The organism is Xaviernesmea rhizosphaerae (assembly GCF_001938945.1).
Lineage (GTDB): Bacteria > Pseudomonadota > Alphaproteobacteria > Rhizobiales > Rhizobiaceae > Xaviernesmea > Xaviernesmea rhizosphaerae.
This window is the reverse complement of the sequence record NZ_MKIO01000041.1, coordinates 321046-341321: the sequence shown is the minus strand read 5'-3', so window position 1 is coordinate 341321 and position 20276 is coordinate 321046. Positions and strand designations below refer to the sequence as shown.

Annotated in this window: 19 protein-coding genes and 1 pseudogene; 9 read left to right on the top strand and 11 right to left on the bottom strand. The window is 64.3% G+C overall.

Going from position 1 to position 20276, the window contains the following annotated elements; all coding sequences use genetic code 11:
* Positions 1-3 precede the first annotated feature (3 nt).
* A complete protein-coding gene (betI, locus tag BJF92_RS22435) occupies positions 4-684 on the bottom strand; it encodes a transcriptional regulator BetI (RefSeq protein WP_075636954.1) in 681 nt (226 codons plus the stop codon).
* 96 nt (positions 685-780) lie between these two features.
* Positions 781-1620: an alkaline phosphatase family protein gene (locus BJF92_RS22430; protein WP_075636953.1), complete on the bottom strand. Its 840-nt coding sequence runs from the start codon at positions 1618-1620 to the stop codon at positions 781-783.
* Positions 1621-2101: 481 nt separating this feature from the next.
* Between BJF92_RS22430 and BJF92_RS22425 the strand changes: the two genes are divergently transcribed.
* Positions 2102-3913, top strand: a complete 1812-nt coding sequence (locus tag BJF92_RS22425; RefSeq protein ID WP_075636952.1) for a bifunctional diguanylate cyclase/phosphodiesterase — start codon at positions 2102-2104, stop codon at positions 3911-3913.
* 140 nt (positions 3914-4053) lie between these two features.
* Here the strand turns inward: BJF92_RS22425 and BJF92_RS22420 are convergent, their stop codons facing one another.
* Positions 4054-5370: an MFS transporter gene (locus BJF92_RS22420; RefSeq protein WP_075637040.1), complete on the bottom strand. Its 1317-nt coding sequence runs from the start codon at positions 5368-5370 to the stop codon at positions 4054-4056.
* A 615-nt stretch (positions 5371-5985) separates the two neighbouring features.
* Here BJF92_RS22420 and BJF92_RS22415 point away from each other — a divergent pair.
* Together BJF92_RS22415 and BJF92_RS22410 are read left to right on the top strand one after the other, a co-directional pair.
* Positions 5986-6885 (top strand): LysR family transcriptional regulator, encoded by a 900-nt coding sequence (locus tag BJF92_RS22415; RefSeq protein WP_075636951.1) that lies wholly within the window; start codon positions 5986-5988, stop codon positions 6883-6885.
* A gap of 198 nt (positions 6886-7083) precedes the next feature.
* Positions 7084-7743 carry a glutathione S-transferase family protein gene (locus tag BJF92_RS22410; RefSeq protein WP_075636950.1) on the top strand — a complete coding sequence of 220 codons (660 nt, stop codon included), beginning with the start codon at positions 7084-7086 and terminating at the stop codon, positions 7741-7743.
* Positions 7744-7754: 11 nt separating this feature from the next.
* Here BJF92_RS22410 and BJF92_RS22405 read toward each other — a convergent pair whose 3' ends face one another.
* Entirely contained in the window at positions 7755-8651 is an 897-nt protein-coding gene (locus BJF92_RS22405) for a LysR substrate-binding domain-containing protein (RefSeq protein WP_075636949.1), read from the bottom strand.
* Positions 8652-8786: 135 nt separating this feature from the next.
* On the opposite strand from BJF92_RS22405, the gene BJF92_RS25395 reads away from it, so the two are divergent.
* The 3 genes from BJF92_RS25395 to BJF92_RS25385 all read left to right on the top strand — a co-directional run bounded on the left by BJF92_RS25395 (position 8787) and on the right by BJF92_RS25385 (position 9745).
* The gene (locus tag BJF92_RS25395) at positions 8787-9050 is read left to right on the top strand and encodes a hypothetical protein (protein ID WP_143524155.1); all 264 of its coding nucleotides are present in this window, start codon (positions 8787-8789) and stop codon (positions 9048-9050) included.
* 121 nt (positions 9051-9171) lie between these two features.
* A complete protein-coding gene (locus BJF92_RS25390; RefSeq protein WP_143524154.1) occupies positions 9172-9462 on the top strand; it encodes a hypothetical protein in 291 nt (96 codons plus the stop codon).
* Complete coding sequence (locus BJF92_RS25385) at positions 9449-9745, top strand: hypothetical protein (RefSeq protein WP_143524153.1); 297 nt, start codon at positions 9449-9451, stop codon at positions 9743-9745. Before BJF92_RS25390 ends, BJF92_RS25385 begins: the two co-directional genes overlap by 14 nt.
* 217 nt (positions 9746-9962) lie before the next feature.
* Here BJF92_RS25385 and BJF92_RS22395 read toward each other — a convergent pair whose 3' ends face one another.
* Positions 9963-10970 (bottom strand): asparaginase, encoded by a 1008-nt coding sequence (locus tag BJF92_RS22395; protein WP_075636947.1) that lies wholly within the window; start codon positions 10968-10970, stop codon positions 9963-9965.
* A gap of 151 nt (positions 10971-11121) precedes the next feature.
* Between BJF92_RS22395 and BJF92_RS22390 the strand changes: the two genes are divergently transcribed.
* A complete protein-coding gene (locus BJF92_RS22390) occupies positions 11122-11859 on the top strand; it encodes a DUF3750 domain-containing protein (RefSeq protein WP_075636946.1) in 738 nt (245 codons plus the stop codon).
* 114 nt (positions 11860-11973) lie between these two features.
* Here BJF92_RS22390 and BJF92_RS22385 read toward each other — a convergent pair whose 3' ends face one another.
* The 3 genes from BJF92_RS22385 to BJF92_RS22375 form a co-directional block, all read right to left on the bottom strand.
* Entirely contained in the window at positions 11974-12381 is a 408-nt protein-coding gene (locus BJF92_RS22385) for a response regulator (protein ID WP_075636945.1), read from the bottom strand.
* Positions 12378-14330 carry a sensor histidine kinase gene (locus BJF92_RS22380; protein WP_075636944.1) on the bottom strand — a complete coding sequence of 651 codons (1953 nt, stop codon included), beginning with the start codon at positions 14328-14330 and terminating at the stop codon, positions 12378-12380. The genes BJF92_RS22385 and BJF92_RS22380 overlap by 4 nt, the downstream gene beginning before the upstream one ends.
* Positions 14331-14866: 536 nt before the next feature.
* Positions 14867-15373, bottom strand: coding sequence for a MarR family winged helix-turn-helix transcriptional regulator (locus tag BJF92_RS22375; protein WP_075636943.1), 507 nt, complete (start codon positions 15371-15373; stop codon positions 14867-14869).
* Positions 15374-15534: 161 nt separating this feature from the next.
* Between BJF92_RS22375 and BJF92_RS22370 the strand changes: the two genes are divergently transcribed.
* A complete protein-coding gene (locus tag BJF92_RS22370) occupies positions 15535-15960 on the top strand; it encodes an organic hydroperoxide resistance protein (RefSeq protein WP_075636942.1) in 426 nt (141 codons plus the stop codon).
* A 118-nt stretch (positions 15961-16078) separates the two neighbouring features.
* Here the strand turns inward: BJF92_RS22370 and BJF92_RS22365 are convergent, their stop codons facing one another.
* Complete coding sequence (locus BJF92_RS22365) at positions 16079-16423, bottom strand: hypothetical protein (protein ID WP_245294862.1); 345 nt, start codon at positions 16421-16423, stop codon at positions 16079-16081.
* 348 nt (positions 16424-16771) lie between these two features.
* A complete protein-coding gene (locus tag BJF92_RS22360) occupies positions 16772-18322 on the bottom strand; it encodes a helicase HerA-like C-terminal domain-containing protein (protein WP_075636941.1) in 1551 nt (516 codons plus the stop codon).
* 345 nt (positions 18323-18667) lie between these two features.
* Here BJF92_RS22360 and BJF92_RS22355 point away from each other — a divergent pair.
* A pseudogene (locus tag BJF92_RS22355) lies at positions 18668-19060 on the top strand (DUF2780 domain-containing protein); the annotation flags it as partial.
* 107 nt (positions 19061-19167) lie between these two features.
* Here BJF92_RS22355 and BJF92_RS22350 read toward each other — a convergent pair.
* A complete protein-coding gene (locus tag BJF92_RS22350; RefSeq protein ID WP_075636939.1) occupies positions 19168-20001 on the bottom strand; it encodes an aldo/keto reductase in 834 nt (277 codons plus the stop codon).
* Between the last annotated feature and the right edge of the window lie 275 nt (positions 20002-20276).

Below are 20276 nucleotides of genomic sequence, written 5' to 3'. Positions count from 1 at the left end.
TGCTCACCGCGCATTCCTCCCGCTGCGATTGTCTTCATCCTGAAGGACCGGGTCCTGAGTGCCCTGATCCCTGTTTGCGGGCCCCGAGGCAGCTGTTTCCGTCCGAGGGCCTGCCAGCTGGCGGGCGACGTGGTCCTCCACAAGTGCTGCGCAGGCCTCCGGCCCCAGCGGCACGGCCTCAAGAGCTTGCCGCAAATAAAGTCCATCGATCATCGCCGCTGCGCCCTCCGCGATCCGCGCTGCGTCATCGCGCGATGTCAGTGCCACCAGCGCGTCGATCAGGTTGGAGCGCAGCCGGCGAGCATAGACGATCAGCAGGCGGCGCAACGGGGCGGAGCGCTGCGCCTCGCCGTAAAAGGCAAGCCATGCGGCCACGGTTTCCGGCTGGAATTGGTCGGCCTGGAAGCTGACGGCGATCAGCGTCGACAGCCGCGCGCGCGGGCTCTCCGCCCGTCGCAGCCGCGCCACCGTATCGGCCCGCAGCCGTTCGAGCAGCATGCGCATGGTGGCGACCAGTAGCTCGTCCTTCGAGCCGAAATAGTGATGGGCGAGCGCGGGCGAGACGCCAGCCTGCCGGGCGATCTGCGACATGGTCACGCCGAGCGAGCCGTGATCGGCGATGGCGCGCAGCGCCGCATCCGTCAGCGCCTGGCGGCGTATGGGCTCCATTCCGATCTTCGGCATGCCGCGCCTCCGGGCGCTTAAGGGGTTGACGGGAAGAGGGGAGGGCTCAGGCGGGATGGCGGCGCCCGCCGTCCCGCTTGGTCGAAGGCGATCGCCTCAGCGCAGGAAGGGTGCGGCCTTCATCGTCTCCGGCACGGGCACGCCGAGCCGGGATAGGATGGTGGGCGCCAGCTGCAGCTGATCGAGCAGCGTGTCCTCCTCGGGGCCTTGTCCGCCGCCGAACCAGTAGAAGGCTACGTCCTGCATCTCCGGGTCGCGCCCGCCATGATGGCCGCGATCGGTCTGGCCGTGATCGGCGGTCACGATCACCTCGTAGCCGGCCTTGCGCCAGAGCGGCAGGAAGCGGGCGAGCTGGGCGTCGATGGTGAAGCAGGCCGCATCCATCTCCGCGCAATCATGGCCGTAGCGATGGCCCATGCTGTCGAGCGTGCAGGTGTGGAGAATGCCGTAATCGATGGCAAAACGCTGCGTCAGCATGCTCAGCGTGGCAAAGAGATCGAAATCGCTCGGCGTCATCTGATTGTCGTGGTTGTAACCGGCCATGGTGTGGAAGCGGCCATGGTGGATCGGCCCGGTCGGTTCGTCATATTCGATGTCGCTGACCGCGTCGAAGGGCGCGCGCTGGAAGAAGGTGGACCAGAAAGAATGGGTGACCGCGCCGCTGCGCCCGCCGGCCTTGGCCACTTCCGAGAAAACGTCCGGCTCCGCCACACGAAACAGCGTGTCGTTGGACAGGACGCCATGGACCTGCGGCGTGACGCCCGTATGGATCGAGGCATAGCAGGACGCGGAGGTGGAAGGCACCACCGAGCGCATGCGCCAGACCCGCGCCTCGCCCGCCTGCACCCAGCCCTCGAGGTTGCCCATGAAACGGCGCGCAACGCGCCAGGGCTGGCCGTCGAGAATGATCAGGAGGAGTTTTGCCTTGAGCGCCATGGAGGATCGTCCGTCTAAGATGAGAGGGGTGGCGCCCGAAGGCGCCAGACCTTGCTGTAGGAGGCCGGCATGTCGTGCCTGTGTCACAGCGGCATGAAACCCACGCGCCGGGCCTGGTTGCCGCCGGTTCCGCCCGGCGGCAGACGGCCGTGATAAGCCGCTTTGATCAGACGAGTTTATTTTTGATTGATCAAACAATCAACAAAAATCTGACGTGATGCGCATGTCCTGGATGGGCGCTGCCCGCATCGTTTCGGCGCCTTGCCTGCCCTTGCCCTCTTCCGTACGCCGATCCGAACAAGCTAAAACTTTACCGAAATCATCATCTAACTGTCATGCTGGCGTAAGCCTTCGTTGAGCCTGTGTGCCTAACCTCAGGCTATTGGTGTGGTTTTCATATTTGCGACAGCCTGCAGAATGCTCGAAGGCAAATGTCAAAGTCATTCCAACCGTTGTCAGAATCCCGCCGCGAGGCCTCATCATGCGCAACACACTGCCCCGTCAGGCCATGGTCGATCCCGTTCGGCCGGATGAAATCCTGTCCCTTGCCAAGCTGGCGATTCAGCCGGCCTTCCAGCCGATCGCCGAAGTCGCCACGGGTCTGGTGTTCGGCTATGAGGCGCTGATCCGCGGCCACGACCGCCTGGGCTTTTCCACGCCGCATGATCTCCTCGATCGGGCGCAGGCCGAGGGACAGCTTCTGGCGCTGGAGCAGATGGTGGCCAGCCGCGCGCTGGCGATCTTCGCCGACCTGCCGGATTTCTCCACGCGCACTTTGTTTCTCAATGTCGACGGCCGCGTCGCCGGCAAGATCGTCGCCTATGCGCAGCGCCTGTTGGCGAGCCTGGAGGGCGCCGCCATTCCAGCTTCGGCCATCTGCTTCGAACTGTCCGAGCGCTTCGACCATTTCGCCGGCGCCGACGATCTGGCCGGCATGATCCGCAGCCTGAAGGCGCTCGGCTTCAAGCTGGCGATCGACGATTTCGGTGTCGGCTTCAACGGCATGAAGCTTCTGTGCGATCTCGCCGTCGATTACATCAAGATCGACCGCCACTTTATCCGGGGCATCGAGACCAATCCGCGCAAGCGCCATGTGCTGCGCCAGGTCGTCAATTCCTCCCATGTTCTGGGAACGCGCGTGATTGCCGAGGGCGTGGAAACCGAAACCGAATTCGTCATCTGCCGCGATCTCGGCTGCGATCTCGTGCAGGGCTATTATGTGGCGCGGCCGACGAGTGATGCGATGAGCCTGCGATCCGCCTATGTCCACCTGGAGCAGGCGGGTCGCCGCCGCATCGCCAATGGCTCGCTGGATGCGGTGCTGATCCGCCAGCAGGTGGAGATCGTGCCGGTGGTCAGCGAGAATGAGGGGCTGGATGCGGTCTTCGACTTCTTCCGCCAGTCGCCGCAGCGCAGCTTCGTGCCGGTGATCAATGCCGGCGGCGAGCCGCGCGGCGTGCTGCACGAGCATCACCTGAAGGAGATGATCTACCATCCCTTCGGCCGCGATCTCCTGCAGAACAAGCTCTATCGACGCACGGTTCTGGACTTCGTCACGCCTGCGCCGATCGCCGATCTCGACATGCCCACCGAGGAGATCCTGCGTGCCTTCGCCGACATGGAGGGCAGCGACTGCGTGATCCTCACCGAGAATGCCCGCTATGCCGGCATCCTCTCGGCCTCCGCGCTGCTGCGCATCCTGCACGAGAAGCAGCTCAAGCACGCGCAGGAGGAAAATCCGCTGACAGGCCTGCCGGGCAACCGGGCGATCCGCGACTACATCCAGACGCTGGTGCAGGATGGCGACGAGGAACGTTTCGTCTGCTATTGCGACTTCGACAATTTCAAACCCTATAATGATGCCTATGGCTTCCAGAAGGGCGATATGGCGATCACGCTGTTCGCCGCGCTGATGCGCCGCCACTTCATCGGCGAAGGCACGTTCCTCGCCCATGTCGGCGGCGATGATTTCTTCATCGGCGTGCGCGGCCTGAGCCGGGCGACGGTGGAGGCCAACATGGCCCGGCTTCTGTCCGACTTTTCCGCCGATGTGCGCCAGCTCTATTCCCCCGGAGATCTCGAGGCCGGCGCCATTCGCGGCGTGGCGCGCGACGGCACGCCGACCGCCTTTCCGCTGATGCGCTGCTCCATCGCCGTGCTGATGCTGCCGCGCGGCCAGGTCTTCTCCCATGCCATGCCGATCAGCATGCGCATCGCCCAGGCCAAGAAAAGCGCCAAGGCCAGCGCGGACGGGCTGGTCTTCGACATCGTCGGCGGCGGCATCACCGCGTGATCACTGAGGGCGCCGGAGCGGAAGTCGGGCGCCGGTTTTGGATCCGACGCACGCGGCCGATGCGCCCGGCCGATGGACCTCTGCCGGGCGCGCCGATCGCTCATTCTTCCTGAAACTCGCCGGCCTGAAAATTCCCGCTTTCAGGCCGCGCCGGCCTGTCCCACGGCCTCATAGCGCCCGCGGCTGAGGCTCACCAGGCTTGCGATCATGGCGCAGGCGGCGGCGAAGAGCACGGCGCCGTGCAGCGCTGCCGACAGGGGCAGGCTGGCGAAGAGGATCGACATGGAAATCCCGCCAAGGGTCTGGCCCGTCAGCCGGGCCGTGCCCTGCATCGCCCCGGCCGCGCCGCTGCGCGCCTTGGGGGCCGAGAGTAGCAGGATGCGGTTGTTCGGCGTCTGGAACAGGCCGAAGCCCGCGCCGGCCATCACCGCGCCGATGAGAAAGGCGATGCCATACGGGTCAGGCGGGCTGAGGCCGGCGATCAGCAGCCCGGCGGCCAGCAGCGCGCCGCCGGTGGCGCAGAGCCAGGCCGTCTTGATGCTGTTGGCGAGCCGGCCCGACAGCGGCGCCATGATCGCCGTGGCGATCGGCCAGGGCATCAGATAGAGGCCGGCCAGCGCCGGCGGCATGTTCAGGCTGTGCTGAAGATAGAAGGGCAGAGCGATATAGCTCAGCATCTGGCCGCAGAAGCAGGCGACCGAGGCGACCAGCGCCACGCGGAAATCCGGCGCCGCGAGGAGATCCGTCGGAATGAGCGGCGCCTCCTTGCCGCGTTCCAGATGCAGCAGCAGCGAGAGGCAGACGATCGCCCCGCCGATCAGGGCCGCGCCGATGACGGGCTCGCTGGCGATCCGCTCTGCCCCGCAGAAAAACAGGATGAACATCAGCGTGTTGGCGAGAAGCGATGAGAGATCGAGCCTGCGCTTCCGGCCCTCCACCCGCGCCAGCAGCCGCCCGCCGGCAAGGACGAGGATGCCGAGGGGCAGATTGACCGCGAACAGCCAGGGCCAGCTGGCGACCGACAGGATGGCGCCGGCAATGCCGGGGCCCGCCGCCGAGGAAATGGCGACGACCATGGCATTGAGCCCGATGATCGTGCCCAGCATGCGCTGGGGCACGGCCGCGCGCAGGTTCATCATCGCCAGCCCCATGATTGCGCCCGCGCCCAGGCCCTGCACGAAGCGGGCCAGCACCAGAAAGGTCAGGTTTTCCGCGAAGGCGCAGCCGGCGGAGGCCAGGGTGAACAGCGCCACGCCGCTGAGATAGACCCGCCTGGGCCCGTGAATTTCACCCAGCGCCCCGCAGGGCAGGATGGCGACCAGCACGGCCAGCTGATAGGCCGAGACCACCCAGACCGTGCTCGCGGCATCGGCCTGCAGCGACCGCGCGATCGAGGGCAGGGCCACATTGGCGATCGCGCCATCGAGAACGACGAGCAGAAGCGTAAGCAGCAGCAGGCCGACGGCAAAGGTCCGGCGGGGGGCGGGCAGGCCATCCTGCTGGGGCGTTCTCACGGCCGATGAAGGAGACATCAGAAATCCTCGCTGGAGCGGGATGGCGAAACAGCCTGACGCTTCTCGCCAACCCGCTCGACTGTTTCGATCCGGAGCATTCGACCGCCGACCGGGTTCGGCGCGATGCTCGCGACTTTCTTGCATCCGATCGACCTGAAACCTTGCTCCGCCATCCATACGATGCTTCGGGCTGTGCGCGGCGTCAGGTCACGAATGCAGGCAAATTATGGCGCCACGAGTGCCGGCGCCAGACGCAACGGAATCAAACAACCATTGCGTCTGACGCCCTAGATAGAACGCTGCCTGTCAAACGCCGCCGCCGGGGTTTGCACTGCGCGGAGGCTGCGCAGGGCGGTCCTCATCGTCGCGCCCGCGAGCTTGTTTGAAGCCTGGCGTGTCGACCCTCGTTTCAGTTCGGCCGGACGATGCCCTAGAAATCTGTTTTGCATAGGATTTTTCCGAAAACCGGTCGCCACTTTTCGGTCTGATGCTCAATTGCCCAGTCTTGCTGGTGAACCTCATGGGTTGCTATCAGCAAGACTGGGTTTAAGTTGCGGCATGCCCGATCTCGATCTGAACCTTCTGGTCGCGCTGGATGCGCTTTTGCGCGAGCGCAGCGTTTCGGCGGCTGCGCGCCGGCTCAATCTCAGCACCTCGGCGATGAGCCGGACGCTGGCGCGCCTGCGGGCGGCGCTGGGCGATCCGATTCTCGTGCCGGCCGGGCGCGGCATGGTGCCCACGCCGCATGCGCTTGAGATCGCCGACGAGGTGCATGCGCTGAAGGAGGCGGTGCGCGCGGTGCTCAGTCCGCCGTCCAGCGTGGAGATGCGCGCCGTCAGGCGCAATGTGACGATCCGTGCCAACGAGGCCTTCGTGCTGCTCTATGCCGCGGGCCTGAGCGCCGCCGTGGCGGATGGCGCGCCTGGTGTGCGCCTGCGTTTCGCTCCGCGCGCGGACAAGGACGTGCAGATGCTGCGCGACGGCGTCATCGATCTCGATATCGGCGTGCTGCCGCTCGACAGCGGCGAGCTGCGCTGCCAGACCCTGTTCGAGGACCGCTATGTCGGCGTCATCAGGGCCGGGCATCCGCTCTTTGACAAGGAGCTGATCGGCCTCGACGACTATCTCGCCTGGGGGCACGTGCTGTTTTCGATGCAGCCGGAGTTTGCGGGCCCGATCGATGCGGCGCTGGCCGAGCGCGGCCTGCAGCGCGATGTCAGGCTGATCGTGCCGAGCTTTCCCGCCGTGATCACCGTGGCCGCCGCCTCCGATCTGATCGGCACCATTCCCCACTCCTATCGTGGTTCCGCCGCGGTTTCCAATATCCGCTCCTTTGAGCTCCCGGTGCCGGTCCCCGGCTTCGAGATCGTCCAGGCCTGGCACCCGCGCATGGATGCCGATCCCGTGCATCGCTGGCTGCGCGCGCTGATTTTCGAGACCTTTCGCGCACGAAGCTGACCGCTTCGACCGCGCGCCGGCCGCTCGATGCGCGCCGATCTCCCGGCAGTTTTCCAGGGCCCGTTCCCGTAAAAGCCTCTGGAGCAGGATCATCCGGTGCGTTATCGATTTCAGGGCCTTGGACTGCAGATGATGCTCCGTCCGATGTGCCGGGCGCGCGTGGTCTCGGCAGGAAACGACAGAAGCGAAGGATGTGACATGCTGACGATCTATGGCGTCTATCGATCGCGCGCCTCGCGCGTCTACTGGCTGGCGGAGGAGCTCGGCCTGGCGTTCCGCTCGGTGCCGGTCATCCAGGCGCGCCGGCTGGCCGCGCCGCTTGCCGAGGATGCGCCCTTGAACACGCGCTCCCCCGCCTTTCGCGCCATCAATCCGATGCAGCAGATCCCGGCGATCGACGACGACGGTCTGGTGCTGACGGAATCGCTCGCCATCACCCTCCATCTCGCCGCAAAACATGGCGGCCCGCTGGCCCCGGCCGACCGGCGGGAGGAGGCGCTGGCCCTGAACTGGACGCTGTGGGCGGCGACCGCCATCGAGCCGCAGGCCGTGCGCATCGTGCTCGTCTATGATGCCGGCGTCGAGGCCACCGATGCCGGCCGCGCCACCATTGCCGAGGCGGTCCTCGCCCTGGAGCCGGGCTTTGCCAGGCTGGAAGCGCAACTGGCGGCGCAGCCCTATCTGCTCGGCGACCGCTTCACTGTTGCCGATCTCAACTTGGCCGAGGTCTTCCGCTATGCCATGAGCCAGACGGCGCTCTTCGACCGTCACCCTCAGCTCAAGGCCTGGCTTGCCCGCTGCCAGGAGCGGCCGGCCTTCAAGGCGATGATGGCGAAACGGCTCGCAGAGGCGGCCTGAGTCGCGTCACGTCAAACTCCAGCCCGCTCGGCCTCGCCGATCTCGTCGAACAGCCAGGCCCGCAGCGCGGTGCGGGCGGGCGTTGCCCGCCGGCCCGTCGGCGTCAGAATGTAATGGCCGAGCCCTGTCGGCACCCGCAAGTCGAAGGGCTCGATCAGCCGCCCGTCGCGGAGCGCATCGCAGGCGATCGTCTGCCAGGCCAGAAACAGGCCCTGACCGGCAATTGCCGCATCCAGGCAGAGCGAGGCCTCGTTGAAGACATGGCGCACTGCCATGCTGCGGCCGGGAAGGCCCGCCGCTTCCAGCCACAGCTCCCAGGAAAACATCGAGCGCCCGTCGATCACGGCGGGCAGGGACAGCACGTCCTCCGGCCGCTGCAGCCGCTCGGCAAGCGCGGGGGAGGCGACCGGGAACACCCTTTGCGCAAGCAGCAGCTCCGCCGCCGTGCCCGGCCAGTCGCCGCGCCCCACGCGGATCGCCAGATCGACCTCCTCCGCCTCCAGATCGACCAGCCGCGCAGTCGCGTCGAGCCGCAGGCGCAGGCCCGGATGCCGCGCTTCGAACCGGTCGAGACGCGGCACCAGCCAGCGCGCGGCAAAGACCGGGGCGACGGAGACGGTCAGCACCGTCTCGTCGCGCCGCCGCGCCCGCACCACCGCCCGCTCCAGCCGCACAAAGCCTTCCGCCAGATCGGCGATCACGGCCTCGGCCTCGGGCAGCACGTCAAGGCCACGCGGCTGGCGGGCGAAAAGCGGCCGGCCAAGCTGGCGCTCGGTCTTGAGGATCTGCTGGCTGACCGCGCCGATGGTGACGCCGAGCTCCGCCGCCGCGGCCTGCAGCGAGCCCAGCCGGGCCGCAGCTTCCACCGCGCGCAGGCCGTTGAGGTGAACGAGGTTCAAGGTCTTCATATAGGAAAGCTATAGTCCTGGCGCGGTAAACTCAATTGTGCTGGCGTATCCGCTGCCTGTATTTCTAAAGCGTCCCCTATGGGCTGCATCACCCCGCAAGGCCTCTGCCTTTAAACAGGGGAGAAAGGACGCGCCATGATCTCGTTCCTGATCCGCATCGGATTTTTCCGGAAACCGGCGTCCAGCCGTCGCGCCGCTGCGCCGGCATGCGAGGCGCAGGATCCGCTGTCCCATCCCGCCATCGCACGGATGGATGCCCGCATGCTGGCCGACCTGCCGTTTCCAGAATATCGCCTCAGTTGGAGATCATCCTGTAATGGCCCTGAAGAAAATTACGGGCGGTACCAGTCGAGCCGTAAGGAAATCACAAAAATTCTTTGCGCCTCAAATACAGCATGATCCGGGGAAAAATTCGCCTACAAACCAAGTTCGTATATTAAAGTATTGACTTTTAATTTCATAATTTTCAAATTATATTCTGTAATATGTGGAGATAAGATGTTGTATATGGGGTGATATAATGTCTGGATTGAATAATGACGGGAACAAAGCGCCTGAGAAGGTTTGGGTGCGAAAATTCATAGAGGCATTTAGCGAAGGGGTGGCAAATCAACTTGCTCTTGGATTGCTCGCATTGATGGGTGTTGCGTTGAGTTGGCTTTGGGGATGGTATGCTGCCGGCGGTGTGTCAAATATATTAGGATATATACCCGCAAATGCCGTTGTTGCTTTCGATTTGAAAACGAAATGTCCAACCGGCTGGGGAGACTTTAAAGGCGCTTGGGGGGGGCGTTATTGTGGGGGCGCTTGAGGAAACGCAAATACCAGAAATCGAGAAAAAATTTCTCCGGGATGAGGGCGATAAGGATCTCAAGCCAAAGCCATTTGAATCCGTTGGCGGTTATCAAGAAACAGTAATCAGAATTCCAAATATTCCAGATTTGATTGTAGTCAGCCATGGAGACTACGTAAGGAAAAAAGAAGAATTCACTGGATTGGAAAGCGTAAAATTTAATGAAGGTCAGAATATTAGCGATCCTTTGCCAAATATTCCGCCCTATATTGCATTGAGATATTGCATAAAATTAGTATAGTAATATAATTCAAATGATTAGTAAGTAAAATTTTTTTATTGGACTCAAGTAATTATGTTTAATTGAGTTCGTGTCTAAAATATTGAGATAATTATTTAGGCGATGCCGTTTTCTTCTCGATAGTTCCATCTTTAGTGTTCTCTTAAAAGTTTCTATGAAAATGGAAATTTAGAATCCGAATCCCCGTGCCCCTCCTGCCTACTCTATTCAAATTTGCTCACGCCATCAGCGCCTCGGTCACGCGCACATCGCCGACCGCCATGCCGTTCCAGTTGCGCATGGTGTGGTTGGCCTTGGCCATCAGCGCAGTGTGAAGGGCCTCGTCGTCGCGGAAGAAGCGGGCGAGCGTGGCGGCCACCATGGCCTCGGCGGCGCGGGTGGTGCCGTCCTCGCATTTCAGCGCAATCGCGATGCCCTGTTTGGGCAGCGCGGCGCAGAACACGCCTTCGGCGCCCGTCTTGGCGAAGATGCGGCCGGGCGCCAGCGCCATGATCTCGGTGCACAGCCGCCTTGTGCCGGCGACATAGAAGGGCTCAGCCATGCAGGCGTCGATCAGCCGCCGGGCGGCCTTCGCCCGTTCGGGCGATAGGCCTTCGCCGGTCGCCATTTTGGCAAAGCCATGAGCCAGCCCTTGCAGCGGCACGGCATAGGTCGGGATCGAGCAGCCATCCGTGCCGCAGACATCCTGCGAGAGTGCGGCACCCGTCAGGCTCTCCATCGTCGCGCGGATCTCGCGCTGGAGCGGGTGGTCATAGCCGACATAGCCCGATACCGCCTCGCCCGTATGGGCGCAGGTGCAGACGAAGCCGGCATGCTTGCCCGAGCAATTGTTATGCAGGGCCGTCGGCCTATCCATCGCCCGGACCTGGTTGATCAGCGTTTCCTGCTGGAAGGACCAGTGCGCCCCGCATTCGAGATCCTCCACCGAGCGGCCGGCCCGTGCCAGCATGGCGCCGGCAAGCTCGGCATGCTCCGGCTCGCCATTGTGCGAGGAGCAGGCGAGCGCCAGCTCGCGCGCGCTAAAGCCGTAGTGGTCGGCCGCGCCGCTTTCCACCAGCGGCAGCGCCTGCATGGCCTTGCAGGCGGAGCGCGGAAACACCAGATGATCAACCGCGCCGGCCGAGAAGACGATCCTGCCCGCGCTGTCCACCGCGACGACCATGCCGCGATGCCGGCTTTCCACCATCGTGCCGCGCGTCACTTCCACCAGAACCGGGTTTGCCATTGTCCGTCCTCATCGCCTGCGAAATTCCCTGTCTTCTTGTCGAAGCGGCGCCATCAGGTCAATGCGCTGCGCGTGAAAACCGGCTGCCCGCCTTCGAGGCCAGCGCATCGGACGCGGGGAGCGCCGGCCGCGCGCCATGGTGGGGGCGCTAATGGCCGTGTTGCGGCTCACCCTTCTCGCCTTCCTGGTGATCTACTGCCTGCCGGCGCTCGCCTCCGCCGGGCTCTGGTCGCTGCGCGACCGGCCGGCGCGCTGGAGCGAGGCCGATTGGTCGTCCGCGGGCATTTTGCCGCGCGCTGCCGACGATCCGCAAGCCGCAATCTATGTCTTCTCCGCCGCCACCGGTGGCATGAAGGGCGCGGTGGCCAGCCATTCCTGGATCGTGGTGAAGAAGCCCGGGGCGTCCCGCTATGAGCGCTATGACAAGGTGGGCTGGGGGCAGCCGATCCGGCGCAATGCCTATGCCGCCGATGCCCGCTGGTATTCCAACCCGCCGGAGCTGGTGGTGGCGCGGCGCGGGCCGCAGGCCGAGGCGCTGATCGCCAAGGTCGAGGCGGCAATTGCGGCCTATCCTTATGCCACCGCAGGCGCCTACAGGCTGTTTCCGGGGCCGAACTCCAACAGCTTCGTCGCCCATGTGCTGCGCAGCGTGCCCGAGCTCGATGCCGTTCTGCCGCCCCATGCGGTCGGGCGCGATTTTCTGCCGGAGTGCCGCTTTCTTGCGGTGGATGCCGATGGGCGCGACATGCATATGACGCTTTACGGCCTTCTCGGCTTTTCCGCCGGCCAGCGCAGCGGTTTTGAACTCCACGTGCTTGGCCTCGTGGCCGGGCTGGACCTGCGCCATCCGGGCGTGAAGGTGCCGGCTTTCGGCCGGATCGGGTTCTGAGCACATGTCCTGACCGGCTTCCTGCCCTGACTGCTAGGCGGTGTCGCGGCCACAATATACAGGAAAACAAGGTCTTGAAGCGCGAAGAGCGGTACTCGCTGATTGCGACGGGCCTCAGCCCCCGGTCTGGCGCCGCTCCAGATCGCGGCTGCCCGCGAGCCCGGCCAGGGCGGCCATGTCCTCGGTCCTCAGTGGCTTTTCGAAATAGGCGCGCACGAAAGCGAAGGTTTCCGCGCGCTGGCGGTCGGCCGGCACGCGCGACGAGGTGAGCATGGCGACCACGGGCCGCTCGTCCTCGGCCATCAGCGCCAGATGCTCCAAAAGCTCGAAGCCGTTCATCACGGGCATGTTGACATCAAGAAGCACGGCATCCGGCCGGCCAGCGCGCAGGATGTCGAGCGCCTCCTGCCCGTTATGCGCGCTGAGAAGCGCAATGGCGGGGTCGAACTTGCGAATGGTATAGCCGGCGATGAAGAGATCCGACTCGTCGTCGTCGACCATGAGAATAGACGAGAGCATCATGGCGAGATCCTTGCCGGGAATCGTACGCTGAAAGCGCTGCCCTTGTCGAGACGGCGATAGCTGGCGGCGCCGCCCAGATGCTCGACGCTCTTGCGCAGGATGTAGAGCCCGAGCCCGCTGCCATAGCTGTGGGTGGGATGGAAGCGGCGGAACATCTGGAACAGCTGGCGCTGCTGCTCCTCCTCGATCCCCAGGCCGTTGTCACTCACCGTCAGCGCCAGCATGCCGTTCTCCATCTGCGCTTCCACCCGCACGAAAGGGGCTTCCTCGCGCGGGTCGCAATATTTGATTGCGTTGGAGATCAGGTTGTCGAGAATCATTTGTACGCGCGAAGCCTTGACATCGATCACCAGCGTCTCGGCAATCTCGACCTTGAAGGCGATGCGCCGGCCCGCGCCGATGAAGCGCATGCGCTCGATGGTCTCGCGCACCGTCTCGGCCAGCGGCAGGCGCACATCCGGCTCTTCCAGAAGCTTGGTGCGGGTCAGCGCGATGATGTCCTGGATCAGCCGGTCGAGCCGGCGCAGGCCGCCATCGATCCGCTCGATCACGGGCGCGACCTCGGCGGCCGGCGCCCCGTCCCCGATCATCTCACGCGCGATCGCCACCAGCCCGAGCGCCGAGGTGATGGGCGAGCGCAGGTCGTGCGAGGTGCGATAGGAGAATTCCTCCATTTCGGCATTGGCCTCCAGCAATTCGCGTTCCTGGCGCTTGCGCACTGAAATGTCCCGCACGATGCCGCTGTAGAGCACCTGATGCGGCAGTTCGATGCGCGTGACCGCCAGATCCAGCGGAAAGGTCGTGCCGTTCTTGCGCCGGCCTTCCACCTCGCGACCGCTGCCGATGATCTTCGCCCGGCCCGTCGCGCGATAGTTGTTCATATAGCCGTCATGTTCGCTTTGGTAAGGCTCCGGCATCAGAATCCGCACATTTTCCCCGAGCATTTCTGCAGCACTATAGCCGAAGATGCGCTCGCAGGCTGTGTTGATCGACAGAATCGTTCCGCGCTCGTCGATGGTGATGAAGCCGTCCATCGCCGTTTCGATGATGGCGACGAGGCGCTGCTGGCTTTCAGCGAGCTGTTCGGCCACCTCCGCATGGCGCTGGGCATTGCGGAAGGCATAGACGATGAGGGCGGTGAAGATGATGCCGGAGACGAGCAGGATGGCCGCCAGAATGTCCCGGGTATTGGCCTCTGACAGGAGCGGAATGCCGCCTTCCACGCTGTTGTTCAGCCCGAGCAGCGTGAGCAGCAGCAGGAGCAGATAGCTCGCCGCCGCCAGCAGCGCCGCGACCGTCTGGCGGTGATAGTTGAGGATCCGCACGTGGATGACGATCATCGCCAGCGAAAGCGCCAGGAAGCAAAGCATGGTCAGCGGCGCGATCTGCGTCAGCGGCAGCCAGCGCGGCAGGATGCCGAGCCGCAGCGTATAGGTCAAAAGCGTGCTCGCCGAGATCATGAACACCACGCCCGGCAGCAGGAGGCCCCAGGGCAGCGGCCTCTCGCGCAGCGCCAGACCAAGGATCGACAGGTTGAGCAGGATGAAGCTGAGCGAGGTGGCGCCGGGGATATGGCGGGGCTGAAGCGTCGCCTCCGAAAACAGGATGGGCATCATCGCATCCAGCCCGAGATCCAGGCCGCTGATCTGGAAAATCAGCGAATCGCCTGCGAGCAAGATGGTGAGGCTCGACAAGAGAACGCCAATCCGCTTTCGCCGGATCAGGGTCATTATGAAGGACAGGCCGGTCAGCACGAAACAGCCGGCCGAGAGCAGGCCCGTGCCGAAGAACACGGGATAGCGCTCGATGACGAAGGCGGGCTGCAGAATCCAGAGCGTCAGCACCGTGAGCCCGATCGCAACGGAGAGGGAGCCCGCCACCAGGCTGCCGAACGACAACACTGACGGGACGACCTGGCTCTCGGCGCCTGGCTTGCGCAGCTTCAGCAAGGCAATGCGCCATCGGCAATGCGGTGTGCACGCCGTGCCACGGCTCTCCGCCTGTTCATCTCCACACTGCCCCTCAATCCCCTGCCGCCGACTCCCACCGGCATCGCCTCAGCCGCTCGGACGCGTCTTCCTGCGCTTGCGACGACACGAACCGAAGTCGCGGCCGGAGCCCAGGCTGGCCGCGCCCGAATCACCCCATTCGCTACCCTAGCGCAGTCCGCTGTGAAGAAAAATTCTACCATTTTCCGAGAACATCAGCTGTTTGATAAAACATAGAGGTCGAAAATTCTTAAATAGGCGAAGCCCAATTTGCCGAAAAACAGATGCGTCTTAAAGGCCTGTTTGCGGCGTAGCGGTGATTGCGGACGGGCAATAGACAGCTAAATCATCCGACCGAAGGATGGGAAGCGATTTTCGGCGCGATCCGCTGCGGCCGCAAAAATAAGGGACACGAGACAGATAAAACCTGTCGGCTTTCCGGCGCGCGCCGATGGCCTCATGTCGAGGGGATCAGCGAGAAGATCATGCGGAGGGGATCAGGCGTCGCCCTTGCCGGGCGCAGCCGTCTGGCTGGTGGCTTCGAGCCGCGCCGTCAGGTCCCTGAGCTGGCGCTGAAGCGCTTCCGCATCCGACAGGCTGCAGCCCACGGCGCGGCCAATGGCGCGGTGGATGTCGACAATCGCGGGTTTTAGCGCCAGGCCGGCGGGCGTCGGCCGGATCAGAACCTGCCGCTCGTCGCGGGCATCGCGCAGGCGGGAGACGATGCCGGCATTTTCCAGGCGCTTGAGCAGCGGCGATAGGGTGCCGGAATCGAGCCCCAGCCGATCGCCGATCGCCTTGACCGTCAGCTCGCTTGCTTCGAACAGCGTCAGCAGCACGAGATATTGCGGATAGGTCAGACCGACGCGGTCGAGCAGCGGCTTATAGGCGCGGTTGAAGGCGTGGGCGAGGGCATAGACGGAAAAGCACAGATGATCGCCCAGCCGGGGCGTGGGCTGCGGGGTCTCAGGCGTCTCGTTTTCGTCTCTGCCCGTCTCGCTCATGCCTCCTTATCGCAAATCCCGCCACCGCAGGCAATTTGCAAAATTCTATTGCGCAAAATCAAATTGTGCATTATATAAATAATCGTCGCTTTCGGAACCCGACCTTCAGACCGACAGAGCCTGAACCCAGATCCCCTGAACCGAGACCCAAGGAGCTTCCCATGCCGATCCTCTACACCACCAAGGCTTCCGCAACCGGCGGCGGCCGCGCCGGCCACGCCGCCACCGAAAACGGCGTTCTCGACGTGACGCTGACCGTGCCGAAGGAGCTGGGCGGCGATGGCGCCACCGGCACCAATCCCGAGCAGCTGTTTGCCACCGGCTATTCCGCCTGCTTCCTCGGCGCGATGCGCTACGTTGCCGGCCAGAAGAAGATCAAGGTGCCTGACGACGCCAAGGTCACGGCAACGGTCGGTATCGGCCCGCGCGAGGATGGCACGGGCTTCGGCATCGAAGTGTCGCTGCTGGTGGATCTGCCCGGTGTCGAGCGCGCCGAGGCCGAAGACCTGATCGCAGCCGCCCACATCGTCTGCCCCTACAGCCATGCCATGCGCACGGCCACCGAGGTTCAGGTCTCGCTCGCCTGAGACCTTGGAGCACGGCCGATATTGAGGAACCTCTCATCAAGGTCTGTGAGAGGCTCTTCGCCGAAGCATAGTGCCGGATTGTCCAACCGGCGCGATGCTTCGGCTTTTTGCGCGTCGATCAGTCCCAGCTGAAGCCCTTGTCCTTCATGTAGAGATTGCTGACGCCCTTGCACCAGTCGAGCTTGAAGTCGTCGGCGCCGTAGTCGTCCCAGCTGACGCGGAAGGGTACGGTGCAATTGCCCTCATTGCTGAACCAGTCCATGTCGACGGCCTGGCCGGGGCGCACGCGACCCGTCAGCCAGTTGTCGCTCCAGCGGCCGTCCTGATAGGTGTAGAAGCCGTTGATCGTGTAGCCGGCCGCGCGGTTGTGCAGGCGGAAGCCGTAATCGCTCGCCAGGGCGCCGGTGCCGCCAAGGACCGTGATCGCCACGCTGAGGCCAAAGGCGCATAAAAGCTTCTTCATTCCATCCCTCCCAAGTCTTTCCCGTGAAAAGCGGGCGATGCGCCGAGCATCGGCGCGCGCTCCCGCATGAAGACCTGAGAATTTAAGAATATAAGCTTGAAAAGACCGTGAAGGGAAAGGTCGGTATTTTTAGCGGCCGTCTCTTGTTCAAGCCGCTGAGCGGATCACGTCGATGAGCCATTGGCAGGCATGGCTTTCAGCCTCCGCCAAGCCGCTCTGACGTCAAGCGCGGCCTGCTCCATCCTGTCGCCCCTTCGTATAGGCTGTCGGGCCTGCGCCATGGGCGTCAGGCTTATGGTTTGCTTCTGATTTTTCCTAGAACCGGTGAACGGCCGCCGATCCGGCGCGCTACCGCTTCAGGCTGCCGAGAATGCCGCGCACCAGCGCCTGGCCGAGCGAGGAGGCGACGGAGCGGGCGATGGATTTCATCGCGGCTTCGGCCACGGTTTCGCGCTGATAGCCGGCGCGGCGCGGCTTCTGGGCAGGGGTCTCCTCCTCCTGCCGGTCGCCGAAGCCGGGCAGGGTCCAGCGGCTCTTGGGCGGGGCGGCCTCGGCCTCGCGGGCGGCCTTTTCGGCCTGCACCTGTTCCTGCGCCCGGGCGGCGCGCTCCGTCAGGATTTCATAAGCCGATTCCCGGTCGACGTCGCGGTCGTAGAGCGGGCCCATGCCGCTGGAGGAAAGCAGTGCGCGGCGTTCCTCCTCGCTGATCGGGCCGACACGGCCGGATGGCGGGCGGATCAGTGTGCGCTGGACCATGGAGGGCGCGCCCTTGCCCTCCAGCGTGGAGACCAGCGCCTCGCCGGTGCCGAGCGTCGTGATGACCTCGGCGCAGTCGAAATCGGGATTGGGCCGGAAGGTCTCGGCGGCCGTCTTCACCGCCTTCTGCTCGCGCGGGGTATAGGCGCGCAGCGCATGCTGCACGCGGTTGCCGAGCTGGGCCAGAACCGTTTCCGGCACGTCCAGCGGGTTCTGCGTGACGAAATAGACGCCGACGCCCTTGGAGCGGATCAGCCGGACCACCTGCTCGACGCGCTCCAGCAGCACGCGCGGCGCGTCCTTGAACAGGAGATGCGCCTCGTCGAAGAAGAAGACCAGGCGCGGCTTTTCCGGATCGCCGATTTCAGGCAGTTCCTCGAACAGCTCGGACAGCAGCCAGAGCAGGAAGGTGCCGTAGAGCCGGGGGTTCATCATCAGCCGGTCGGCCGCCAGAACCGAGACCAGCCCGCGCCCGCGCGCATCCACGCGCATGAGGTCGGCAATCGCAAGCGCCGGCTCGCCGAAGAACTGGTCGGCCCCCTGGCCTTCCAGCACCAGGAGCGCGCGCTGGATCGAGCCGAGCGAGGCCTTGGAGATCAGGCCGTAGCGGGCGGACAGCTCGCTGGCATGCTCGCTCATATAGGTGAGCAGCGCCTGCAGATCCTTCAGATCCAGCAGCGGCAGCCCGCCCTCGTCGGCGATCTTGAAGGCGATGGCCAGGACCCCTTCCTGCGCCTCGCTGGCATCCATCAGCCGGGCCAGCAAAAGCGGCCCCATCTCGGACACGGTGGCGCGGATGCGGTGGCCCTTTTCGCCGTAGAGATCCCAGAAGATCGCGGGGAAGGCCTCGAATTCATAGGGGTCGAGTCCGATCTCGCCGGCGCGCTTGAGCAGGAAATCCTTCGGCTCGCCCTTGGCGGCGATGCCGGACAGGTCGCCCTTGATATCGGCACAGAAGACGGGAACGCCGGCCTGCGAGAAGCCCTCGGCCAGCACCTGCAGCGTCACCGTCTTGCCCGTGCCGGTGGCGCCGGTGATCAGCCCATGGCGGTTGGCGAGCCTGAGATCGAGATATTCGCCCTTGGCCGGCTTGTCGTCCGGCGTGCGGCTCGTGCCGATATAGAGCTTTCCGGCTTCCAGCATGCGACCTCCCTGTCGAACCCTCGGTGCTGCGCACCGTGTGACGTCTTCATGCTCCCCGCCGCAAGCCCAGAGGGCTTCCGGCGTAAGGCCCAGGACGCTGGCGGGGAATGTAGTGATCCCGCCCGCGCTTGACCACTGTTTTTGCAAGGGGAAACCGCGATCGGCGGCAAAGGCCGGCGGGCCCTTCTCCGGACCCTTGTGGAGCCGCGCGAGAGGGCCCTTGTCGAGCCTCGCGATAGGCTCGGGGCGCATGGATGCGCCTGTCTCGGCGCAAGGCGAATTCCGCGCTTGATTTCCCGAAACAGTCATTTACGTTGACGTTAACGTCACACAACCCAAGGAGACACCCCGATGAGCGACCTCGTGACCCGCGTCACCGAAAATGTGGGCATCGCCCCGGCCCAGGCCGAAAAGGCGATCGGCATGATGCTCGGCTTTCTGCAGCGCGAGGCGGCGGATGGTCCGGTGGCGCGGATGATCGAAGCCACGCCGGGCGCGGCCGAACTGGTGGCGCGCTTCAACGGCGAGGGCAAGAGCGGCGGCCTGCTCGGCAAGATCGTCGGTGCTTTCGGCGGCGGCGTCATGGCGCTCGGCCAGCAGCTGATGAGCGAGGGGCTGAGCATGGGCGAGATCACCGCACTGGCCAAGGAAGTGATCGCCTATGGCAAGGAACATGCCGGCGAGGACACGGTCAACGAGGTGATCGATTCGGTGCCCGGGCTGCGCCAGTTCGTCTGAGGTGCATCTCCGCTTCCTCGCGCTATTTGAAGGCGCGTGAGGGAAGAAAGTTCTGAACGACAAGGCCGACACCCATGCGGTGCCGGCCTTTCGATTGTCATGCGTTCCTACGCCGCGCGGTCCCAGGCCGGCGCCAGGCCGTTGGGGCTGACGATGCGCCCGTCGGGACGGGCAAGGCCATGGATCGCCTGCATTTCCTCCTCGCTCAGCACGAAGTCGAAAATCTCGAAATTCTCCTTCAGACGCGCGGCGGTCGAGGTTTTGGACAGGGCGATGACGTTGAGCTGCTGCGTGAGCCAGCGCAGCGTCACCTGCGCCGCCGTCTTGCCGTGGCGCGCGCCGATTTCGTTGAGCAGCGGATCCTTCGGCACCCGGCCGTCGGCCATGGCATAATAAGCGGTCAGCGACAGGCCGAGCTTGTGGGCGGCGTCGAGAACCGGGGTCTGGTCGATATAGGGGTGATACTCCACCTGATTGGTGACGAGCGGCGCTTGGCTCGCTTTGGCAGCCTCCTGCATCTGGTGAACGTTGAAATTGCTCACCCCGATATGGCGCACCTTGCCGGCCTGGCGCACCTTGTTCAGCCCTTCCACCGCCTCGGCGATCGGCGTCGGGCTGCCCGGCCAGTGCAGGAGCAGCAGATCGACATGGTCGGTCTTCAGCTTGCGCAGGCTTTCCTCAACGGAGGTTTCCAGTTCGCCCCGGCCGAAACGATCGACCCAGACCTTGGTGGTCAGGAAAATCTCGCTGCGGGCAATGCCCGATTGCTGGATCGCCGTGCCCACCGCCTCTTCGTTCTTGTAGATCTGGGCCGTGTCGACATGGCGGAAGCCGAGCTTCAGCGCCTGCGGCAGGATCTCGAGCACCTCGGCATCCGGCATGCGGAACGTGCCGAAGCCGAGCGCGGGGATTTCCGCGCCGTGCACCTTGACTGTGTTCATGCTTGTCTCCCGTTTCTCTCGTTCGGGCCGTCACCGGCAGGAGGGCCGGGCGGCCATTGGGGCAGCGCGCCGCCTGGTCACGCGCCTCGCGCCGGCTCGTCCGGTTAAGGCGTACTGCAAGCGCGGGCTGCCGCTGACAGTCTGTCCAATAATCGCCGTTGGCCGCCTGCAAATGGCAATTTCTGCGCTTCCGGTGCTCACGTACCTTAAGTACGCTGCGCTCCGGTTCTCGAAACCGCCATTTTCATCAGACCAACAGCAAGTCTTGAACAGAC

Bases quoted from the DNA above. Each gene is read 5' to 3' on its own strand.
- betI (WP_075636954.1), bottom strand. From the start codon at position 684: ATGCCGAAGATCGGAATGGAGCCCATACGCCGCCAGGCGCTGACGGAT.
- BJF92_RS22430 (WP_075636953.1), bottom strand. From the start codon at position 1,620: ATGGCGCTCAAGGCAAAACTCCTCCTGATCATTCTCGACGGCCAGCCC.
- BJF92_RS22425 (WP_075636952.1), top strand. From the start codon at position 2,102: ATGCGCAACACACTGCCCCGTCAGGCCATGGTCGATCCCGTTCGGCCG.
- BJF92_RS22415 (WP_075636951.1), top strand. From the start codon at position 5,986: ATGCCCGATCTCGATCTGAACCTTCTGGTCGCGCTGGATGCGCTTTTG.
- BJF92_RS22410 (WP_075636950.1), top strand. From the start codon at position 7,084: ATGCTGACGATCTATGGCGTCTATCGATCGCGCGCCTCGCGCGTCTAC.
- BJF92_RS22405 (WP_075636949.1), bottom strand. From the start codon at position 8,651: ATGAAGACCTTGAACCTCGTTCACCTCAACGGCCTGCGCGCGGTGGAA.
- BJF92_RS25395 (WP_143524155.1), top strand. From the start codon at position 8,787: ATGATCTCGTTCCTGATCCGCATCGGATTTTTCCGGAAACCGGCGTCC.
- BJF92_RS25390 (WP_143524154.1), top strand. From the start codon at position 9,172: ATGTCTGGATTGAATAATGACGGGAACAAAGCGCCTGAGAAGGTTTGG.
- BJF92_RS22395 (WP_075636947.1), bottom strand. From the start codon at position 10,970: ATGGCAAACCCGGTTCTGGTGGAAGTGACGCGCGGCACGATGGTGGAA.
- BJF92_RS22390 (WP_075636946.1), top strand. From the start codon at position 11,122: ATGGCCGTGTTGCGGCTCACCCTTCTCGCCTTCCTGGTGATCTACTGC.
- BJF92_RS22385 (WP_075636945.1), bottom strand. From the start codon at position 12,381: ATGATGCTCTCGTCTATTCTCATGGTCGACGACGACGAGTCGGATCTC.
- BJF92_RS22375 (WP_075636943.1), bottom strand. From the start codon at position 15,373: ATGAGCGAGACGGGCAGAGACGAAAACGAGACGCCTGAGACCCCGCAG.
- BJF92_RS22370 (WP_075636942.1), top strand. From the start codon at position 15,535: ATGCCGATCCTCTACACCACCAAGGCTTCCGCAACCGGCGGCGGCCGC.
- BJF92_RS22365 (WP_245294862.1), bottom strand. From the start codon at position 16,423: ATGAAGAAGCTTTTATGCGCCTTTGGCCTCAGCGTGGCGATCACGGTC.
- BJF92_RS22360 (WP_075636941.1), bottom strand. From the start codon at position 18,322: ATGCTGGAAGCCGGAAAGCTCTATATCGGCACGAGCCGCACGCCGGAC.
- BJF92_RS22350 (WP_075636939.1), bottom strand. From the start codon at position 20,001: ATGAACACAGTCAAGGTGCACGGCGCGGAAATCCCCGCGCTCGGCTTC.